Origin of the sequence: Actinospica durhamensis (assembly GCF_018139695.1) — a bacterium.
GTDB classification, from domain to species: domain Bacteria; phylum Actinomycetota; class Actinomycetes; order Streptomycetales; family Catenulisporaceae; genus Actinospica; species Actinospica durhamensis.
The window spans coordinates 1-17289 of the sequence record NZ_JAGSOG010000030.1; the positions used below are offsets into that span (position 1 = coordinate 1).

At 69.7% G+C, this 17289-nt stretch carries 14 protein-coding genes; 7 read left to right on the forward strand and 7 right to left on the reverse strand.

Annotation, left to right across the window (positions count from 1 at the left end; all coding sequences use genetic code 11):
- The first annotated feature begins 3 nt into the window (after positions 1-3).
- The 7 genes from KDL01_RS09120 to KDL01_RS09150 all read left to right on the forward strand — a co-directional run bounded on the left by KDL01_RS09120 (position 4) and on the right by KDL01_RS09150 (position 7162).
- Positions 4-870 (forward strand): PHP domain-containing protein, encoded by an 867-nt coding sequence (locus KDL01_RS09120; protein ID WP_368861536.1) that lies wholly within the window; start codon positions 4-6, stop codon positions 868-870.
- Positions 867-1070 carry a molybdenum cofactor biosynthesis protein MoaE gene (locus tag KDL01_RS09125; RefSeq protein WP_212527946.1) on the forward strand — a complete coding sequence of 68 codons (204 nt, stop codon included), beginning with the start codon at positions 867-869 and terminating at the stop codon, positions 1068-1070. The genes KDL01_RS09120 and KDL01_RS09125 overlap by 4 nt, the downstream gene beginning before the upstream one ends.
- Before the next feature lie 64 nt (positions 1071-1134).
- Positions 1135-2202: a GGDEF domain-containing protein gene (locus tag KDL01_RS09130; RefSeq protein ID WP_212527947.1), complete on the forward strand. Its 1068-nt coding sequence runs from the start codon at positions 1135-1137 to the stop codon at positions 2200-2202.
- Positions 2203-2293: 91 nt separating this feature from the next.
- Complete coding sequence (locus KDL01_RS09135; protein ID WP_212527948.1) at positions 2294-2884, forward strand: TetR/AcrR family transcriptional regulator; 591 nt, start codon at positions 2294-2296, stop codon at positions 2882-2884.
- Between the two features lie 284 nt (positions 2885-3168).
- On the forward strand, positions 3169-4086 hold the full coding sequence (locus KDL01_RS09140; RefSeq protein ID WP_212527949.1) for a TauD/TfdA dioxygenase family protein: 918 nt from the start codon (positions 3169-3171) through the stop codon (positions 4084-4086).
- Positions 4087-4133: 47 nt separating this feature from the next.
- Complete coding sequence (locus KDL01_RS09145) at positions 4134-5435, forward strand: MFS transporter (protein ID WP_212527950.1); 1302 nt, start codon at positions 4134-4136, stop codon at positions 5433-5435.
- Positions 5432-7162, forward strand: coding sequence for an aldehyde dehydrogenase family protein (locus tag KDL01_RS09150; protein ID WP_212527951.1), 1731 nt, complete (start codon positions 5432-5434; stop codon positions 7160-7162). Before KDL01_RS09145 ends, KDL01_RS09150 begins: the two co-directional genes overlap by 4 nt.
- Before the next feature lie 127 nt (positions 7163-7289).
- On the opposite strand, the gene KDL01_RS09155 is transcribed toward KDL01_RS09150, so the two are convergent.
- The 7 genes from KDL01_RS09155 to KDL01_RS09185 form a co-directional block, all read right to left on the reverse strand.
- Complete coding sequence (locus KDL01_RS09155; RefSeq protein ID WP_212527984.1) at positions 7290-8030, reverse strand: MBL fold metallo-hydrolase; 741 nt, start codon at positions 8028-8030, stop codon at positions 7290-7292.
- A gap of 125 nt (positions 8031-8155) precedes the next feature.
- The gene (locus tag KDL01_RS09160) at positions 8156-11431 is read right to left on the reverse strand and encodes an NB-ARC domain-containing protein (protein ID WP_307846198.1); all 3276 of its coding nucleotides are present in this window, start codon (positions 11429-11431) and stop codon (positions 8156-8158) included.
- Positions 11432-11669: 238 nt separating this feature from the next.
- Positions 11670-12428, reverse strand: a complete 759-nt coding sequence (locus KDL01_RS09165; protein WP_212527953.1) for a hypothetical protein — start codon at positions 12426-12428, stop codon at positions 11670-11672.
- A 345-nt stretch (positions 12429-12773) separates the two neighbouring features.
- A complete protein-coding gene (locus tag KDL01_RS09170) occupies positions 12774-13418 on the reverse strand; it encodes a hypothetical protein (RefSeq protein ID WP_212527954.1) in 645 nt (214 codons plus the stop codon).
- A gap of 451 nt (positions 13419-13869) precedes the next feature.
- Positions 13870-14316: a response regulator gene (locus tag KDL01_RS09175; protein WP_212527955.1), complete on the reverse strand. Its 447-nt coding sequence runs from the start codon at positions 14314-14316 to the stop codon at positions 13870-13872.
- Between the two features lie 5 nt (positions 14317-14321).
- Complete coding sequence (locus KDL01_RS09180; RefSeq protein WP_212527956.1) at positions 14322-16010, reverse strand: sensor histidine kinase; 1689 nt, start codon at positions 16008-16010, stop codon at positions 14322-14324.
- Positions 16007-17284 (reverse strand): PP2C family protein-serine/threonine phosphatase, encoded by a 1278-nt coding sequence (locus KDL01_RS09185; protein ID WP_212527957.1) that lies wholly within the window; start codon positions 17282-17284, stop codon positions 16007-16009. Before KDL01_RS09185 ends, KDL01_RS09180 begins: the two co-directional genes overlap by 4 nt.
- Positions 17285-17289 lie beyond the last annotated feature (5 nt).

The following is a 17289-nucleotide window of genomic DNA, read 5'->3' on the forward strand; positions in this document are numbered from 1 at the left end:
GCGGTGTACGGTGGCGGGGCCGATGACAGGGGTCGCATGGTGCCGCCGGACAATCACGTGCACAGCCAGTGGTCGTGGGACGCGCTGGCGGGGTCGATGGAACGCACCTGCGCGCGGGCGGTCGAGCTCGGTCTGCCTGCCGTGGCGTTCACGGAGCACGCGGACTTCGCGCCGTGGACGCTGCCGCCGCAGTTCGTCCCGCCGGAGTGGCAGGGCTTCTTCTCCGACGGCGTGTTGACGCCGCCGCCGCTGGACGTCGCCGGTTATCTCGAATGCCTGGAACGGTGCCAGGTGCGGCATCCCGGGCTGCGGATCATCTCCGGGGTGGAGTTGAGCGAGCCGCACTGGTATCCGGCCGAGGCCACGCGGCTGCTGGAGAGCACAGGCCTCGAGCGGGTCCTGGCCTCGGTGCACTCCGCGCCCACCGCCGACGGCCGCGGCTTCACGGAGGTCTCTGACCGATACGAGGACCAAGCGCCCGGCGAGGTGGTACGGGCCTATCTGGCCGAGATCGGGCGGCTGATCGAGCGGTTCCCCCGGTTCGAGATCCTCGCGCACATCGACTACCCGGTCCGGTCCTGGCCCGCCGGCGCCAAGCCGTACGACCCGCACGACTTCGAGGACGAATACCGCCACGTCCTGCGCATGCTCGCCGGCGCCGGCAAGACCCTCGAGCTGAGCACGAAGGTGCCGCTGCACCCCGAGATCCTCACCTGGTGGCGCCAGGAGGGCGGTCGCACCATCACCTTCGCCAGCGACGCGCACCACCCCGACGCACTCGCGCACGGCTTCCGCGAAGCCGCTCGCGTCGCCTCTGCGGCCGGATTCCGCGCGGGCCGCGATCCGCTCGAGTTCTGGAGGTGCGCGTGACGTCGAGGGCCGGCAGCGTCCGCACCGGGCCCCTCGCCATCGGCGACGCCGCGATCATCACGAGTGTCGCCACCGCCCTCCGACAGGCCGCGTTCGAGACGTGCGCACGCGTGGTCGAGGTGATCGAAGCCCGGGAGCCGATCTGGAAGCACCGGCACTTCGCCGACGGCGCGAGCGAATCGGTCAACTGCGCACACTGACACGAGGGGGCGTGTGCCTGCGTGTCGCCGTGTCGCGCCGCGGCGATCTCGGTAGCTTCGCTTCATGCTCCCGGCACCACTCGCGCGATCGACCCAGGCGGCGAGCGCGGGGCCGGTCACACCTCGGTTCGCCGCGTTGATCGCCGGCGGCTTGCTGCTGGCCGGTGCGATGCTGAGCGCCGGGGTCACCGCTTCGCTGGCCGGGAGCGCGCCCGAGCTGGTCAGCGGATACCGCCCGGGGGTGTATCTGGTGTGCGCGGTGAGCGCGGTGTCGGGAGTGTGCTTGATCCTGGCCCGTGACCGGGTGTCGATGGCGATGCTCTACGGCTTTCCCTCAGCCGCGTACGTCCTGATCTGCGCGTCGGCGGTTCTCTCGCACACGAGCACTCTGTTCGGGCAGACACTGATGCTCTGGCCGGTGCTGTACGCCGGGTACTTGCTGCCGGAGCCGTTGGCGTGGATCACGCTGGGGGTGGGGTTGGCGGCGTTCGGCGTCGTCGCCGCCGTCGCCCATACCGCGCACGTGTTCGGAGTGTGGCTGGATGTCGCGGCGACGCTGCTGTTCTCGATGGTGGTCGTCATCTCGATGCGGCGGAGGATCGATGTCCTGCTGGCGCAGCTGCGTCGGGAGGCGCGCACCGACGCGCTGACCGGGCTGGCGAACCTGCGGGCCTTCGAGGAGTTCCTGGACAGGGAACTACTGGTGTACGAGCGCCACGGCGATCCGTTCTCGCTGCTCGCCATCGACGTCGATCATTTCAAGAAGATCAACGACACGGCCGGCCACCCGGCCGGAGACGCGGCGCTGCGCCGACTCGCGGACCTGTTGGCCGATGCGGTGCGGCGCACCGACATGGTCGCCCGTGTGGGCGGGGAGGAGTTCGGCGTACTGCTCACCGACTGTTCGTGCGCGGAGGCGATCGAGCGGGCCGAGGGACTGCGGCAGGCGGTCCAGGACGCCGCGGCGAGCTGGCCCCAGCCGCTGACCGTCAGCGTCGGGGTGGCCAGGGTGCCGGACCACGCCGACGACGGGGCCGGCTTGCGTGCCGCCGGCGACGCCGCGCTGTACCAAGCTAAGTCCGCAGGCCGCAACGCGGTGAGAGCAGCCGATCCGCTCCCGCCCCGCCTCTGAAGGGCCTGTCTCAGCGGTCTGTGTGACCGGTGGGGGCCTGGCGGTGCATGCCGCGCAGGCTCGGACTCGCTCCGCCGTTATCCTGGTGACGATGGACGACTCGCCGACGACGGAGAAGCGCGTTCGCGGGCGGCCCCGCGAGGCACGCGTCGAGGGCGACGTGTTCGATGCGGTGTTCGAGCTGGTGGCCGAGTCGGGCCTGGGCGCGGTGACCATGGACGCGGTCTCGGTGCGGGCGGGGGTGAGCAAGCCCGCGCTCTACCGGCGTTGGCCGGGCAAGCAGGAGCTGTTGCTCGCGGCGGCGGAGTCCCGGCTGGGGCCGCTGTCAGTGCCCGATCTCGGTGATTTCCGGGCCGAGTTGCGCATGGTGCTGAGGGCCAGGCTCGTGGCGTACGCGCTGCCGGGCTCGGCCCGACTGTTCGCCGGGCTGATCGCCGCGGCCGCCGAGGCGGATGAGGAGCGCCCGGCCTACAGCGCCTACTTGGCCCGGACCACCGCGCAGACCCGGGAGATCCTCGAGCGCGGCATCCGGCGCGGCGAGGTGAGGGCCGACTTGGACGTCGGCGCCGCGGTCACCGTGATCGCGTCGTCGCTGCTGATGCGTGTGGTCATCGAAGGCCTGCCGCCGGACGAGGGGTTCGCCGAGAGCGTGCTCGACCTCGTCGTACGCGCCGCGACCTGAGCTCGCCGGCGAAGCCGGGTCCGGCCGCAGGTTGCGGCGTCCTCCAGCGGCTACGGCCGCATCCGGAGTTCGTTCGCCCTCGCCCGAGTACCTCGACCGAGTCCGCAGACCGAATCCCTCGGCTGAGTCCCTCGACCGGACCGGATCACCCGCGCGTGTCCGCTGGCGCGGCGGCGTCCCCGGCACCCCCTCTTGTGCACAGGCCGACGAATAGCGATACTGCCGTTCACGGAATCTTATCGTTACTTCCGTTCACGTAAATCGGCTCTGTCACGGAGGCATCCATGCGCGCAACCGTCAGCACCGTCAACCCGGACCGGTCCGTGGCCTTCGTCGGGCCTCGTCGACTCGCGCGTACCGGCCCGGACGCCGCGGAGAACGTCTACACCCGACTGGTGCTGCACCCCTTGACCGGCCACATCGGCGCCGAGGTCGAGGGGGTGGACTTCGACGCCGCGCTCGACGCCGAGCTCGCGGCCGAGCTGCGCGCGGCGCTGGCTGAGTGGAAGGTGCTCTTCTTCCGCGATCAGCACGAGTTCGACCACGCCGCGCACCTCGCGCTGGCCGCGATCTGGGGCGAGCCCGAGCCGAACCCGTTCTTCGGCAAGACCGAGACGGCCGGCATCTCCCGGCTGGCCAAGGACGCGTCCACGATCGCCACCGAGAACATCTGGCACAGCGACCACTCGTTCATGGCGGCACCCGCTCGGGGCAGCATTCTGCGAGCGGTCGAGGTGCCTGCGGCCGGCGGCGACACGCTGTGGGCGGACATGGGGGCCGCTTACGACAACCTGACCCAGGAGCTCAAGGACCGCCTCGAGGGATTGCGCGCCGTTCACGACTGGGAGCCGAGTTGGGGCCAGGCGATGACGCCCGATCAGATCGCCGCGCTGCGTCCGCTCCAGCCCGGTGCCGAGCACCCCGTCGTGGTGCGCCACCCGGTCACCGGGCGCAAGACCCTCTACGTCAACCGGCCCTTCACCACGCACATCGTGGGCATGCCCGAGGCCGAGAGCGAGGAGTTGCTCCGCGAGCTGTTCCTGCAGGCGCGCGTGCCGGAGTACCAGGTGCGTTTCCGCTGGCAGCCCGGGTCCGTCGCGATCTGGGACAACATCGCCACCCAGCACTACGCGATCAACGACTACCACCCGCAGCGGCGCGTGATGGAGCGGATCGCGATCGCCGGCGTGCCGCTGTCCTGAACTGCCTGCACCGCCGTCCCATCCCTTCCTCGCACCGCGGAGCTCTCGTGTCCGACACCGACGTCGCACCCTCGCTCGCACTCCCCGTGTCGCCCGCCGCCGATCGAGGGCGCGCGTGGGTCGTCACGGCCCTGCTCGTGGTCTTCATGATGATCAACTTCGCCGACAAGGCGGTGCTGGGGCTTGCGGCCGATCCCATCCGGGCCGACCTGCACCTGTCGGCCACCTCTTACGGTCTGGCCAACAGCGCGTTCTTCCTGTTCTTCTCGCTGTCCGGCGCCGCCGTGGGAATTCTGGCGGACCGGGTACCGTCGCGGGGGCTGTTGCTGGGCATGGCGCTGCTGTGGTCCCTGGCGCAAGGCCCGCTCGCGCTCGGCGGCGGGATCGCGGTCCTGGTCGGTTCGCGGGTGCTGCTCGGCGCGGCGGAGGGGCCCGCGTACCCGATCGCTCAGCACACGGCGCTGTCCTGGTTCGCGGACCGCCGCCGCAGCCTCGCCGCGTCACTCGTGCTCGCGGGCACCTCCCTCGGCGTGGTCGTGGCGAGCCCGGTGGTCACCTCGATCATGAACAGGCACGGCTGGCGTGCGGCATTCGGCACGGTCGCCGTCGCCGGAGCGCTGTGGGCGGTGCTCTGGCTCCTGCTGGGCCGGGAGAACCCGGCGGCGGACCGGCCCGTGACACCTGACACCGCGTCCGACACGCGGCCGCCGCGCTATCGGGATATCATCAGAACACGTACATGGGTCGGCGTGACGCTCGCGTATTTCGCCACGTACTGGGTGGTGGCGTTCGCTCTGGTCTGGATGCCCTCCTATCTCGAGAACGCCCTGGGCTACTCGAGCACGAGCGCGTCGAAGCTGGTGGGGCTCGCCTGGGCGTTGTCGATCGTGGTGATCTTCGGGCAGGCGGGAATGACCGGATGGCTGCTGCGCCGCGGCGTCGCGAGTCGAGTGGCACGTGGCCGAGTGGGCGGGGTGCTCCTGCTGGTCGCGGCGGCGGCGATGCTGGCGGTCCCCGCGGCATCGCACGGCGCAGCGGTCGCCCTGCTGATCGCGGGGACGGTCTTCGCCGGACCGATGAGCAGCATCGCCGCCGCCACGGCGGTCGAACTCGTTCCGGCGGTGCGGCGGGGCGGTGCCCTCGGGACGATGAACGCCGCCGCCACCCTCGCCGGACTGATCGGCCCCGCGGTGATCGGCAAGTTGATCGACGCGCACGCCATGGCCGGATACCGCGACGCCGCGGTACTCTCCGGCGCACTGTTGCTCATCGGCGCCATCGCAGCCCTCTGGCTCATCGACGCGGAGCGGGACGCCGCGAACCTGGCTCCGGCCAAGGAAGGATCATGATGCCCGTAGAACAGGCCTTCGACTCCGCGCTCTGCGATCGTGCGCTCTCCGAGCTCGCATCGGCGGCGCGGTCCTGGACGGAGACGGAGCTGACCGAGCGTGCCGCGTTGCTCGAGCGGATGCTCCCGCGCGTTCTCGAACGCGCCGAAGCGATGGTCGCGGACGCGGCGGCGGCCAAGGGCTACCGTGCGGATTCGCCGTGGGCGGGGGAGGACTGGGCCGGCGGCCCGTGGGCCCTGGTCCAGAACATCAGGGCGATGTTGCGGGTGGTGCGGCGACTGGCCGAGGGCAGGCCGGTGTTGCCGCCCGGGACGGTGGCCGAACGGGACGGGCGGACCTGGGTCGAGGTGTTCCCGGCGAGCGGGTGGGACAGACTGCTGCTGAACGGGTTCAGCGCAAGCGTCAGAATGCTGCCGTCCTGCAGCGTGACACAGGCGCGGGTCTCGGCCGGCCGGGCGTACGCGGGCCGGGACTGGCGCCCGGGCGTCGCCCTGGTGCTGGGCGCGGGCAACGTCGCGGCGATCACCGCGCTCGACATCCTGCACAAGCTCTACGCCGAGGGCCAGGTCGTCGTCGCGAAGATGAACCCCGTCAACGCCTACCTGAGGCCGCATTTCGAGCACGTCTTCGGTGAGTTCGTGGAACGCGGCTGGCTGCGCTTCGTGGACGGCGGTGCGGCCGTGGGAGCCTACCTCGTCACCCATTCGGACGTCGCCTCGATCCACGTGACCGGCAGCGAGCGCACCCACGACGCGCTCGTCTACGGCACCGATGCCGACGCCGGGGGCCGGCGGCGCGAAGACCGCCCGATCCTCGAGAAGCCCTTGACCAGCGAACTCGGCGGCATCAGCCCGTGCATCGTGGCCCCGGGCCCGTGGAGCGCGGCCGACTTCCGGTTCCAGGCCGAGCACATCGTCACCAGCAAGATGAACAACTCCGGGCACAACTGCATCGCCAGCCAGATCCTGGTGCTGCCCGCCGAGTGGGAGGGTTCGGACAGGCTGCTCGCCGAGATCCGGGCCGTGCTGCGCTCTCTGCCGGAGCGCCCCGACTACTATCCGGGTGCGCGCGAGCGGATCGACGCGGTCTGCGCGGCCCACCCCGACGCCGAGCGACTTGCCGGCGCGGGCGCCACCACCCCGCAGCGACTGCTGGTCGACGCCATCCAGCCGGACAGTGCCGACCGGCTACTGACGGACGAGGTCTTCGCCAGCGTGCTCGGCGTCGTACGGCTGCCCGGCACCGGCGCCCCCGAGTTCCTCGCGAACGCGGTGGACTTCGCCAACCACGTCCTGCCCGGCACGCTGGGGGCGACGCTCCTGCTCCACCCGCGCACCGAGCGCGCACACGGCCCGGCCGTGCGCGCCACCATCGACGAACTGCGCTACGGCACGGTCGGGGTCAACTGCTGGTCGGGAGTCGGCTTCCTGCTCGGATACACCCCATGGGGCGCGCATCCGGGCCACACGCGGCAGAACATCGGCAGCGGAATCGGATTCGTGCACAACGCCTTCGCGCTCGAGGGGATCGAGAAGACGATTCTGCGCGCACCCTTCGCCCCGGCGCCGCGCGGGCTGTTCACCGGCTCTGCGTCGCTCTCACCACGACCCCCGTACTTCGTCACCGACCGGACAGCCGTCACAACAATGCGAAAGCTGGTGCCCTTCACCGCGCGCCCGAATCTGCTCGCACTGGCCGCGATCTTCGCCTCCGCCCTGCGCGGGTGAAACGCCGACCTGAAGGGGGACCCGACCCATCCCCGAGCAGGCCTAGGGCGATGGCCAGCGGCACTCCCAGGCAACGATCAGATGATCGGAAAGCGCGGCGTGTCCGGATCGGGCACGAGCGGCCGCGTTAGAGCGTGACGCGCAGCCCGCTGCGCGCGACGTCGATGCGGCCGGGGAAGGCTCTGCCCGCGACGGCTGCGGCCTGGTCGGCGTCGGTGCCGGGGGAGAGGTGCGTCAGCAGGAGCCTGCCGGAGTCGGCTTGCGCTGCTTGTACGGCTGCCTGCGCCGCGCTGGTCAGGTAGGTGGCGCTGTCGTTCGGGACCTGCTCGATATAGGTCGCTTCCGCAATCAGGAGATCGGCGCCGCGGGCCAGTTCGACGACGGCCGGGTGCGGCCCGCTGTCGCCGGTGTAGGCGAGGACGGTCCCGCCGGCTTCGAGGCGGACTCCGGCGTTGGGCAACCAGTGCGGCAGCAGGCGGGTCCGGACCTCGAACGGGCCGATCGACAGCGTCTGGCCCGGCTCGAACTCCTGCAGCGCGATCGCCGGGTCGAGCATGCCGGGCCGGTCCAGCGCCAGAACCGCGTCGAGCGCGGCGGGCGGCGCGAACACCGGCAACGCCGGCGGCGGGCTGTCGGCGAGGGCGCGTGCTCGCAGCAGGGGGTTGAGGTCGGCGCAGTGGTCGGGATGGCCGTGGCTGATCAGCACCGCGTCGAGAGCCGCGGCCGGGATCAGTTCGAGCAGCCGGGGGAATGTGGCGTAGCCCGCGTCAAGGAGCAGCCGGAACCCTTCGTGCTCGACCAGGAAACCGCTGCACGCCGATCCGGCCTCGGGCCAGGCCCCGCAGCCTCCCAGCACGTCGATCCGCATGCGTTCGAGCATCGCACACGCCTGCCGCGGACGCGTGGCGATGGTCGCGCAAGCGCACCAGGCAGCCTGCTCACCCACACCAACGACAGGGTGAGCGTAGACCGCGGCCGCCGTCGCCTCAGGGATTACCTCGGCAAGTCGCTTCGGCCGGGAACGAACCGGTAGCAGTAGACTCCATGCGCTCCGCCGACGAAGAGGTCTTTCCCCCAGGCCACGGAGGTCAGCTCGCCATCAGTCCTGACAGCGGCTACGCAATGGCCTGACATATTCCAGATGCGAATCATGCGATCTGTTCTGCCGACTGTCGCGATCCACGTACTGTCGGGGCTCACAGCCACCGCGGCCGTGGCTTGCCCGCGGTTCTCGAGGGTCGCAGAGACCTTCCCGGCAGCCAGGTCCCAGATCCATGTCGTTTCGCCGTAGGCTGCGACGACCAGCCGACCGCCGTCGGGGCTGACGGCCACCGCGGCCACCGAAGAGTCGTGGACATTCAGGATAGCGATGCCTGCTCCCGTCGAGCGGTTCCAGACCTGCGCCGGACCCTCGTTGTCGGCGGCGGCGATCCAGATGCCGTCCGGGCCGAAAGCCACCGCGCGTGCGCGTTCGTCAAGGGCAGTGGCCCGACCGGTGGTCGGATTCCAGACTCGCACCGTCCCAGCGCCGCCGAGTGTGGCGATCCAGGCGCCGTCGGGGCTGACGGCCAACGCAGTGAAGGCCCTGTGGAAGATGTCTCGGTCGTGTTGCCCGAGCGCAGTCCTGATTCGTCCGGTGGTCAGGTCCCGGATTCGCGCCGTCCCGTCCCCGTGGCCGGTCACGAGCCATGTGCCGTCAGGACTGACGGCCATGGCCGATATTCCCTCGCCGTGGCTCCCAGCTGTGGATGCGGTCTTCCCGGCGATCAGCGCGGTATCCCAGATCCGCACATTGAAGTCGGTCCATGACCGGCTGGCGGTGGCGATCCAGGCGCCGTCCGGGCTGATCGCGCATTGACTCACATCGCCGACGGAATCCTCCATGACGGTGGCGCTCGCCCCTGTCACATGATGGGAGACGCACGTGGTGTATGCGAAGGCGCTGCGCGTGGTTGTGGCACTCCACATACCGTCGGAGCTTGTTGACACCTCGTGCTCGGGACCGGCGTAGTCGAGCGTGACGGCCGATGCCGGGTTTGAGCGGTCCCAGATCCACAATCCCCCTCCGTCGCCCGTGCCCGCGAGCCACGCGCCATCCGTGCTGATCGCCAGACTCATGATCAGGATCTCGGGCTCCAGGACAGTGGTGGCAGCCCCGGTAGTGGTTTCCCAGAGTCGCACAGTCCCGTTCTCGTCTGCAGTCGCGATCCAGGTGCCGTCGGGGCTGAGCGCCACGGCCATGATCTTGCCGTCGCCCCTGAGGACGGCTGTGGCCTTTCCGGTCGCCGCGTCCCAGACCCGTACGGTGCGATCGTGGCCGCCGTTGGTGACCAGAATCCCGCCGTCGCGACCGATGATCACACCGAGGACATAGCTGGTGTGGCCGTGCAGGACGGCGGTGCTCTTCCCGGTCGCCGGATCCCAGATCCGTATGGTTTTGTCGGCTGCGCCGCTGGCGAGCCAGGTGCCGTCGGGGCTGATCGCCAAAGCGAGCACGCTTCGGGTGTGGCCGGTCAGGACACGAACCAACGCCGTACTCGCCAAGTCCGGCGGAGGCCAGGCGTTGATCAGGCGGGCGCGGTCACACTTTTGCTCGGCCAGCGCATCGGCTTGATCTCGCCAGGCCGGAAGGGGCTGCAGGTAGCTGTGCAGCGTGTCGGTGACGGCATCGGCCGGTTCGGCCGGCGCGAGCAGATGGGTGATGCGTTCCAGAGCCGCCGCGCGGTGCGCGGCCTCGAGGGTGCCGATACGAGTGAGGTCGCTCATCGGTGCAGCCGGTCCGCGCTGGCGCGCTCGTACGTCGATCCATCGCAGGTCTTTGGCCACGGCGAAGGCCTGCTCTGTGTCGCCGGCCTGCTGCAGGTGCTCGACGATGTGATCGAGGAGGTACCCGTCGCCGGCCTGGTCAAGTCGCCACCACGCTACCCGCGGCTGCGGTTCCGAGAGCCTCAACGGTTCTATCGCGGGCAGGCCGGCCTCGATGGCCAGGACAAGACGCCGGCTGACAGCGCGCCGTCCGGCGTCGCCGAGAGCGGCGCGGGCATAGCCGTGCAAGACGTCATGCAGAAGCACCGCGCCGCCGTGGGACGAGTCGAGCGTGAGTAGTGCGAGGCGTTCGAGGTCCTCGCAGACTTGGCGGGTGGCGACCTCGTCGAGTCCCGCCGCCTGCCAGAGCCGGGCCAGCAGGGGGATGGGGATCGGATCGTCGGGTGCGAAAGCCCCGAGCTCCATGAACCGATCGGCCGTGCCGTGCGGCAGCAGGTCGAGGGAAGCCTGCACACTGGCCTGCACCATTGCGTTGCGCCTGGCGGGATCGGCGATCTCGGCCGTTTCGCCGACCCGGTTCACGGCGGTCGGTCCCGCTTCGAGCAGGCTGAGCAACATGCGGGAGTGCTTGGCGGTGTCCACGCCGGTCCGGTCCATTCCGACGATCCACCGGTTGGCAAGGCGTAGCATCAGCGCCCAGCTCCCGCACGCCGCAACCAGCCGCACGATCAGGTCGTCCGGCAACCCCGGGAGGTCGGTGGAAAGAACTGCTTTGGCCTGAGGCCCGGTCAGGCGGTCCACCAGAACCGAGGCGGTGCCCGACGGCAACAGGTTTCTGACCCGCGTGGTGACCAGCCGTACGCAGTTCGGCGCGCCGAGCAGGAACGGGTCGAGCTGGCTCTGCTCCCACACGTCGTCGAGTACCAGCAGCACCGGCCGGCGGGCCCGGCCGAGCAGTGAGCCGAGGTGGGCGCCGGCCCGCATCGGGTCGTCGAACCTGGTCGCATCCCCAGCGACCAGACGGGCCACTTCGACGATCACTTCGGCGATTTCGGTTCGCGAACGCGTGCCCCAGCCGACGGTCACCCAGTAAACCTGGTCCCCGAACCGCCGCCGCACCTTCCTGTCAGTACACACCAGACGGGCGAGGGTGGTCTTGCCGAACCCACCCGCGCCGTGTACTGCGGTGGTGATACCGACTGCACCGCCCTGCTTCGAAGCCCTCATGACCTCGCGAACGACGGCCGCGGTTTCTGCGCGCTCCACCGTCCACGCCGGCGCCGCGGGAACGATCCCGGGCAACAACTCGTAGACCTGGCCGTTGCGGTTGCGCCACAGTTGCACGGCCCTGTACCCGACTGAGAGCGCGACCAAGATCCCCGCAGCCTGCCATGGGTGCTGCCGAATCCACTCCAGCGGCCCCGGCCAATGCGAAGTCCCGGTCGCGGCGTTGACCGCCAGACCCATCCCCAGACCCACCGCGCCGACGAACAGCGGCTGCACCGCCAAGCGCGCAAAAGACACCCAGCCGCGAGCACGGCGGACCACGCTCCCACCCCCAGACCGCCAGGTCATCAGTACGCTCATTAAACCGCGTGCAAGGTCGCCGCGCAGAGGAATCGCGCAGGCTATGCCCACATCGATACCGCCCACCGGACGGTCGCGTGCCATGAGAGCGGCGGCGAAGCCCAGCGGGCTTCGCCGGACACACTCCACGCCGGGGCACGGGCACTGGAGCCGGTCAGACCGGCCAGGTTCCCAATGCCCTGGCAAGCCGGTCGCATTGCTCTCGGGTGATGCCCTGAGCCAGCTGCACGCCGCGGCGCGGGCTCAGTTGGCCGTCGCACTCGAGGATTCCAGCGAAGACCGGCTCGCCATCCGCCGCTGGTCGGTCAGGGCGGGTCCAGCGCGCTGGTTTCCACATCGGGCTGTCGAGCAGCCGGAGGGCGATCCGGGAAGCCGACTCCGCTGGGCAGCCGACGGAGACGAGCGCTCGGCCGACCACCGCTGCGGCCTCATCGGGAAGTTCGACGTCGCCGAGCGCCGGGATCAGCATCAGGAGGCGCTGCTGCGGGTCCTGGATGCCTGCGGCGGCGGCATCGGGATTCTCGGCGATGTACACGAGTTCACGCCAAGACAGACCTGGCCCGGCCTGATGCCCATCGATGGTGGCGAGAAAGCCTGGCCGCCCCCATTCAGGGTGGACGATGGCATACTCGGTACCGCCGTCCTCGGGGAAGTTACGTTCCAACACCACGGCTGTGTGGCCTCCGTGGAACGGAATCCGGAAGACGGGCCATCGAGACTCGTCACTCAACGCCTCGTAGGCGGCGTCAGCCTCCTCGTCGGTGGCGCCGAACCATTCTGGGCTGGGGTGGTCATCATCCTCATCGCCGTCCGAGTCGCACAGCCAGATCAGGTATGACGCCCAAAACCCCGGGGTGTCCAGTAGTGCCTCGCCGGCCACCAACTGATCTTCTTCGTATCCCACTATGAGCACGGGCCAAGGATGGCAGACGTGCCCGACCCGGGAGCTCGCCGGACCTGTTCAGCACCCGTGCTGGTCCGAGTGGCGCCGACGCCACCAAGCACGTGCGCGTCGGCACCACTATCGGCATTCGCAACTATCAGCATTCGCATCCGGCAACGCGCCGAACAATCCGGACTCTTGGACGGTTCTAGTCTGAAGTGTCCGGGGAGGCCACCGCGGTCGGAAGCGGGTAATCCTTCACCGTCGCGTTCCCCTTCGCGTCTGGTATCCCATCCGCCTGGATCGTCGCACGGTAAGTCCCATCGGGCTCCTTGTGCCGCGAAATCTCGACCGTGCCGTTCCGCGTCACGTAGGTCATCCAGTCGACCAGCCCCTCCGGACTCGACCGGTCTTCGGGGACTTTCCGCACGGGATGAGGCTGATCAGGCACAGGGCCTGGAATCCGGTGAGGTCCGCGCCCGTCTTGCCCGAGGTCAGGTCATTGATCAACATCGACAGCGCCTGCCATGCCCACGCCTCGAAAAGGACCGAATCCTGGCCTGAATTCACGCAGGCGAGCATCTTGTCCGTCAACGGGTTGGAAACTTTCTGGGTGATGCCCACGAGGACCACCGGCGGGACCCGGTGGGCCCAATAGTCGCCGTAGACGTAGGTGAACGGTGCGGTCGACGCCGAGTTCGAGACCGTGTTCTCAACTTTCGTGTTCCAGGCGGAGAACGCGAAATTCTCGACGTCCTTGAGCCCTTTGGTCAGAGCATCTTCGATGACGCTCGCGCCCACGGCGCTCGCGATCTGGCCGAGCCAGCTGCCGCCCGCCGGATTGAAGGCGGCGGCCTCCTCGGCCGCCGGAGCCGCCGCTGCCGTGCACGAGGTCATCGCGGCGCTGCCCGCGACCACCAGCGTAGACGCACTCGTCGCCGTCACGAACCTGCGACGGCTCCACCCTGCGCGTTGGCTACTCTTCCCCTCAAAGCCAATCGCATCATTATCGATCTTCACGTTCGCCCTCCCCTGGCTCCGTAGTGAGCCAAGTAAAACACGACGCTCACCAGTTCGACGCTCCGGCAGGGGAGAGTAACCATCATGTTGAACACGATGAATGCCCCCACAGCTGCGCCCAGCTGCCGACGTGCTAAAGATCTCTACAGTACTGGGGCGAATCTTTGAGATCATCCGATCGGCGCCTGGGTGTGCCGTTGACGATGCCCAGTGGGCGTTGATCGAGCCTTTGCCGCCCGACCAATCGCGAGGGCGTCGAGGGCGGGCGATTCCGCTGTTGGCGGGCAGTGGAATCGCCACCGCGATCAGCCGATCAGCCGATTCCAGGTACTGGCTGCCGCGGCCGCATAGGCAAGGACCAAGGGCGTCCCCGTGAGGAGTTCACAAGTGGCCCTGATACGAGGACGCGACGACGACACCGGCAAACGTAGAAGCCAGCCGGCCCGCCCTGTCAGACCTTGCGCGCCTTGGGGAGCTTGACGACGGTGAGGAAGAAGTCGTCGATCTGCCGGATCGCGGAGACGAACTGGTCGAGGTCGACCGGCTTGGTCACGTAGGCGTTGGCGTGCAGGCGGTAGCTGCGCAGGACGTCCTCCTCGGCCGAGGAGGTGGTCAGGACGACGACCGGGATGCTGGAGAGGTCCACGTCGGTTTTGATCTGCTGGAGCACCTCGCGCCCGTCGTATTTGGGCAGGTTCAGGTCCAGCAGGATGAGGTCAGGCCGTACCGCTGCGGTGTGGGCGCCGCGGCGGAAGAGGAAGTCGAGCGCCTCCTGTCCATCGCGGACCACGTGCAGGGTGTTGCCGATCTTGTTGTCCGCGAAGGCTTCGCGGGTGATCAGCTCGTCGGCCGGGTCGTCCTCCACGAGCAGCACGTCGATCGGTGCGGTTACGGACATGGGGTTCACGGCGCGGCTGCCTCTGTTTCGGGGGCGGCCTGGACGGCCGCCGGATACGGGTGATCGGATTCTGTCACGAGCTCCGAGCCGCGCGCGGCCGGGAGGGGCGCGGCGGCTTGGACGGGCTGTTCTGCGGGGTTCTCGGCGCTCGGCAGGGTGAAGACGAACCGGGTTCCGAGCGCCCGTCCCGGCTCGATCCAGATCTGCCCGCCATGGTGCTCGACGATCTTCTTGCACAGCGCGAGGCCGATCCCGGTGCCCGGGTAAGCCTCCCGGGAGTGCAGGCGTTGGAAGATGATGAACACCTTCTCTGCGAACTCCGGCGCGATGCCGATCCCGTTGTCCGTCACGGTCACCCGGACCATGCCGGTGTGGTCCGGGTCGGGTTCGGCCGCCACGTCGATCTCGGGGGCACGGTCCGGGGAGCGGAACTTGATCGCGTTGCCGATCAGGTTGTGCCAGAGCATGCCGATGAGGGTGGCGTCTCCGGAGACGGCCGGCAGTGGCCCGTCCGTCCGGATCGCCGCGTCGGTCTCGGCCACGGCGAGTTGGAGGCCCGCGATCGCGTCGGTGAGACAGCCCTCGAGCTCGAAGCGTTCGCGCCGGTCGTTCAGTCGCCCGACGCGGGAGAACGCGAGCAGATCGTTGATCAGGATCTGCATACGCTTCGCGCCGTCGACCGCGTAGTCGATGTACTGCTTGCCGCGTGCGTCGAGGACGGCGCCGTAACGCTTCTCGATCAGCTGGCAGAACGAGGCGACCTTGCGCAGCGGCTCCTGGAGGTCGTGCGAGGCGACGTAGGCGAACTGCTCGAGCTCCTCGTTCGAGCGGCGCAGTTCGGTCGTCTGGGCGTCCAGGACCTCCTTCTGCCGGTGCACGGCCGCCCGCTGGCGTTCGGCCGACACGAGCGCGTTGGTCAGTCGCGCACGCATGGCCTCGAGTGCGCTGCCGAGCACTTGGATCTCGTGCGGGCCGGCGGCGGTGAACGGCGCGTCGAAGTCACCCCGCTCGACCGTCTCGGCCTCGGCGCGTAGGCGCTGCAGCGGTCGGAGCACGGCGATCTGGACCAGTCCGGCGATCAGGCAGACGGTGATCAGAAAGACGGCGAGCATGGCGATGAAGGCGCCGTCGCGGACCCGGTCGAGGTGGTCGAGGTGCGTCTGATCGGCGGCTGCTTCCGCCGTGAGTTCGTCGCGCGCCGTGCCGAACACGGCGCGCAGGTGGTCGAACGCCGTCTTGCTCGCGGCGATCTCGGTGTCGGGGACCGACTTCTTGGCCCGGGCCGCGGCGATGAACGGCACCGCGTAGTCGCTCCGCCAGGCGGCGACGGCCCGCTGGACCGAGGCCAGCTGCGCGAGGGCTGCGGGGCTGTCCGCGAGCAGGGACTTGATCTGCGCCGTGTCCTGGACCTCTTGGGTCTGGCCTTCGGTGTAGGGCTGGAGGAAGTCCGACTCTCCGCTGAGCAGATAGCCGCGCACGCCCGTCTCCTCGTCGGTGAGCGCGCCCTCCATGTCGACCAGTGCCGTGCGCGCCGGGCCGACCCGGTTGACCAGCGTGTCCGAAGCCTGCGACGCGCGGTCGAGGAGCACCGCACCGATGACGCTGAAGAGCACGACGAGCACGGTCATCGTCGCGATCACGGCGTAGAACCAGCCCCGGACGCCCAGCCGACCGGTGGATCTGAACACGCTCATCGACCGTTGTCCTCTTCCGTTTCCACGCCATCCTCGTTCGCCCCGGTTCCGCTCGCGGTACGGCGCAGGTGCAGCACCGCCACGTCGTCGCTGTCGCCGCGGCCGGTGCGGTCGCGGGTCGCCGCGATCAGCCCGTCCACGAACTCGCCGTCGGCCAGTGCGGCCAGACCTTCGGCGAAAAGCAGCATCCTCTCCTGGCCCCACAGCAGCCCGTGTTCGTCCCGGTTCTCGTACAGGCCGTCGGTGTACAGGACGAGTTCCTCGCCCGGAGGGAGTGGAATGGAAGCAGCCGGCCACGTGGAGAGGCCCGGCACGAGACCGAGCGCGGGGCCGTGAGCGCCGTCGTGCAGCGTGATCGCGCCCGCGCGCCGGGTGAAGACCTGCGGATGCCCGGCCCGGATGAGGTGCGCGGCGGCGTCGCCCGGCCGCCAGCTGACCATGGCGAGGGTCGTGTACGTCTCGGTGTCGCCGCGCTCGGCCAGCAGCAGCCGTTCCAGGCTCTCGAGCAGCACCGCGCCTTCCTGGCCGGTCAGGACGAGCGTGCGCCAGGCCACGCGGAGCGCGACCCCGATCGCGGCCTCGTCCGGCCCGTGCCCGGAGACGTCGCCGATCACGGCGTGCACCGTCCCGTCGGCGGTCTCGACCGCGTCGAAGAAATCCCCGCCGAGCAGCGCTCCCTCGCGGTGCGGCAGATAGCGGGTGGTGACCGCGATCGGCGCGTCGCGCACCAGCGGTGTCGGCAGCAGGCCCCGCTCCAGCCGCACGTTCTCGGCCGCGCGCCAGCGCGCCGCGCGCAGGTCCGCCGTGGCGCGTTCGGTGCGCTTGCGCTGGACCGCGTAGCGGATCGTGCGGCCGAACCACTCGGGTTCCACCTGACCCTTGACCAGGTAGTCCTGCGCGCCGGCCCGGACCGCGGCGAGCCCGGCCGCCCGGTCGTCGAGCCCTGTCATCACGACCACGCTGGTGGTGGCGAGCTCCGGCAGCCAGGAGCCTATCTCGCCGATACCGTGCAGGTCCGGCAGGTGCAGGTCGAGGATGAGGCAGTCGATGCCGCCCGCGCGCACGGCGGCCACGGCCTCGCGCGCCGTGGGCACGCAGCTGACCCTCGCTGCCAGGGCGGAGTCCTCGAGCAGTTCCACCGCCAAGAGGGCGTCGGCCGGGTCATCCTCGGCCACCAGGATCGTGAGCTGTTCCTCCGCGAGCGTCGCGCGGCGGGGTTCGGGCGTCACCGCGTCGGAGAGGCCGGGCGACGCGGTATTCCATACGGTCCGCATCGTCC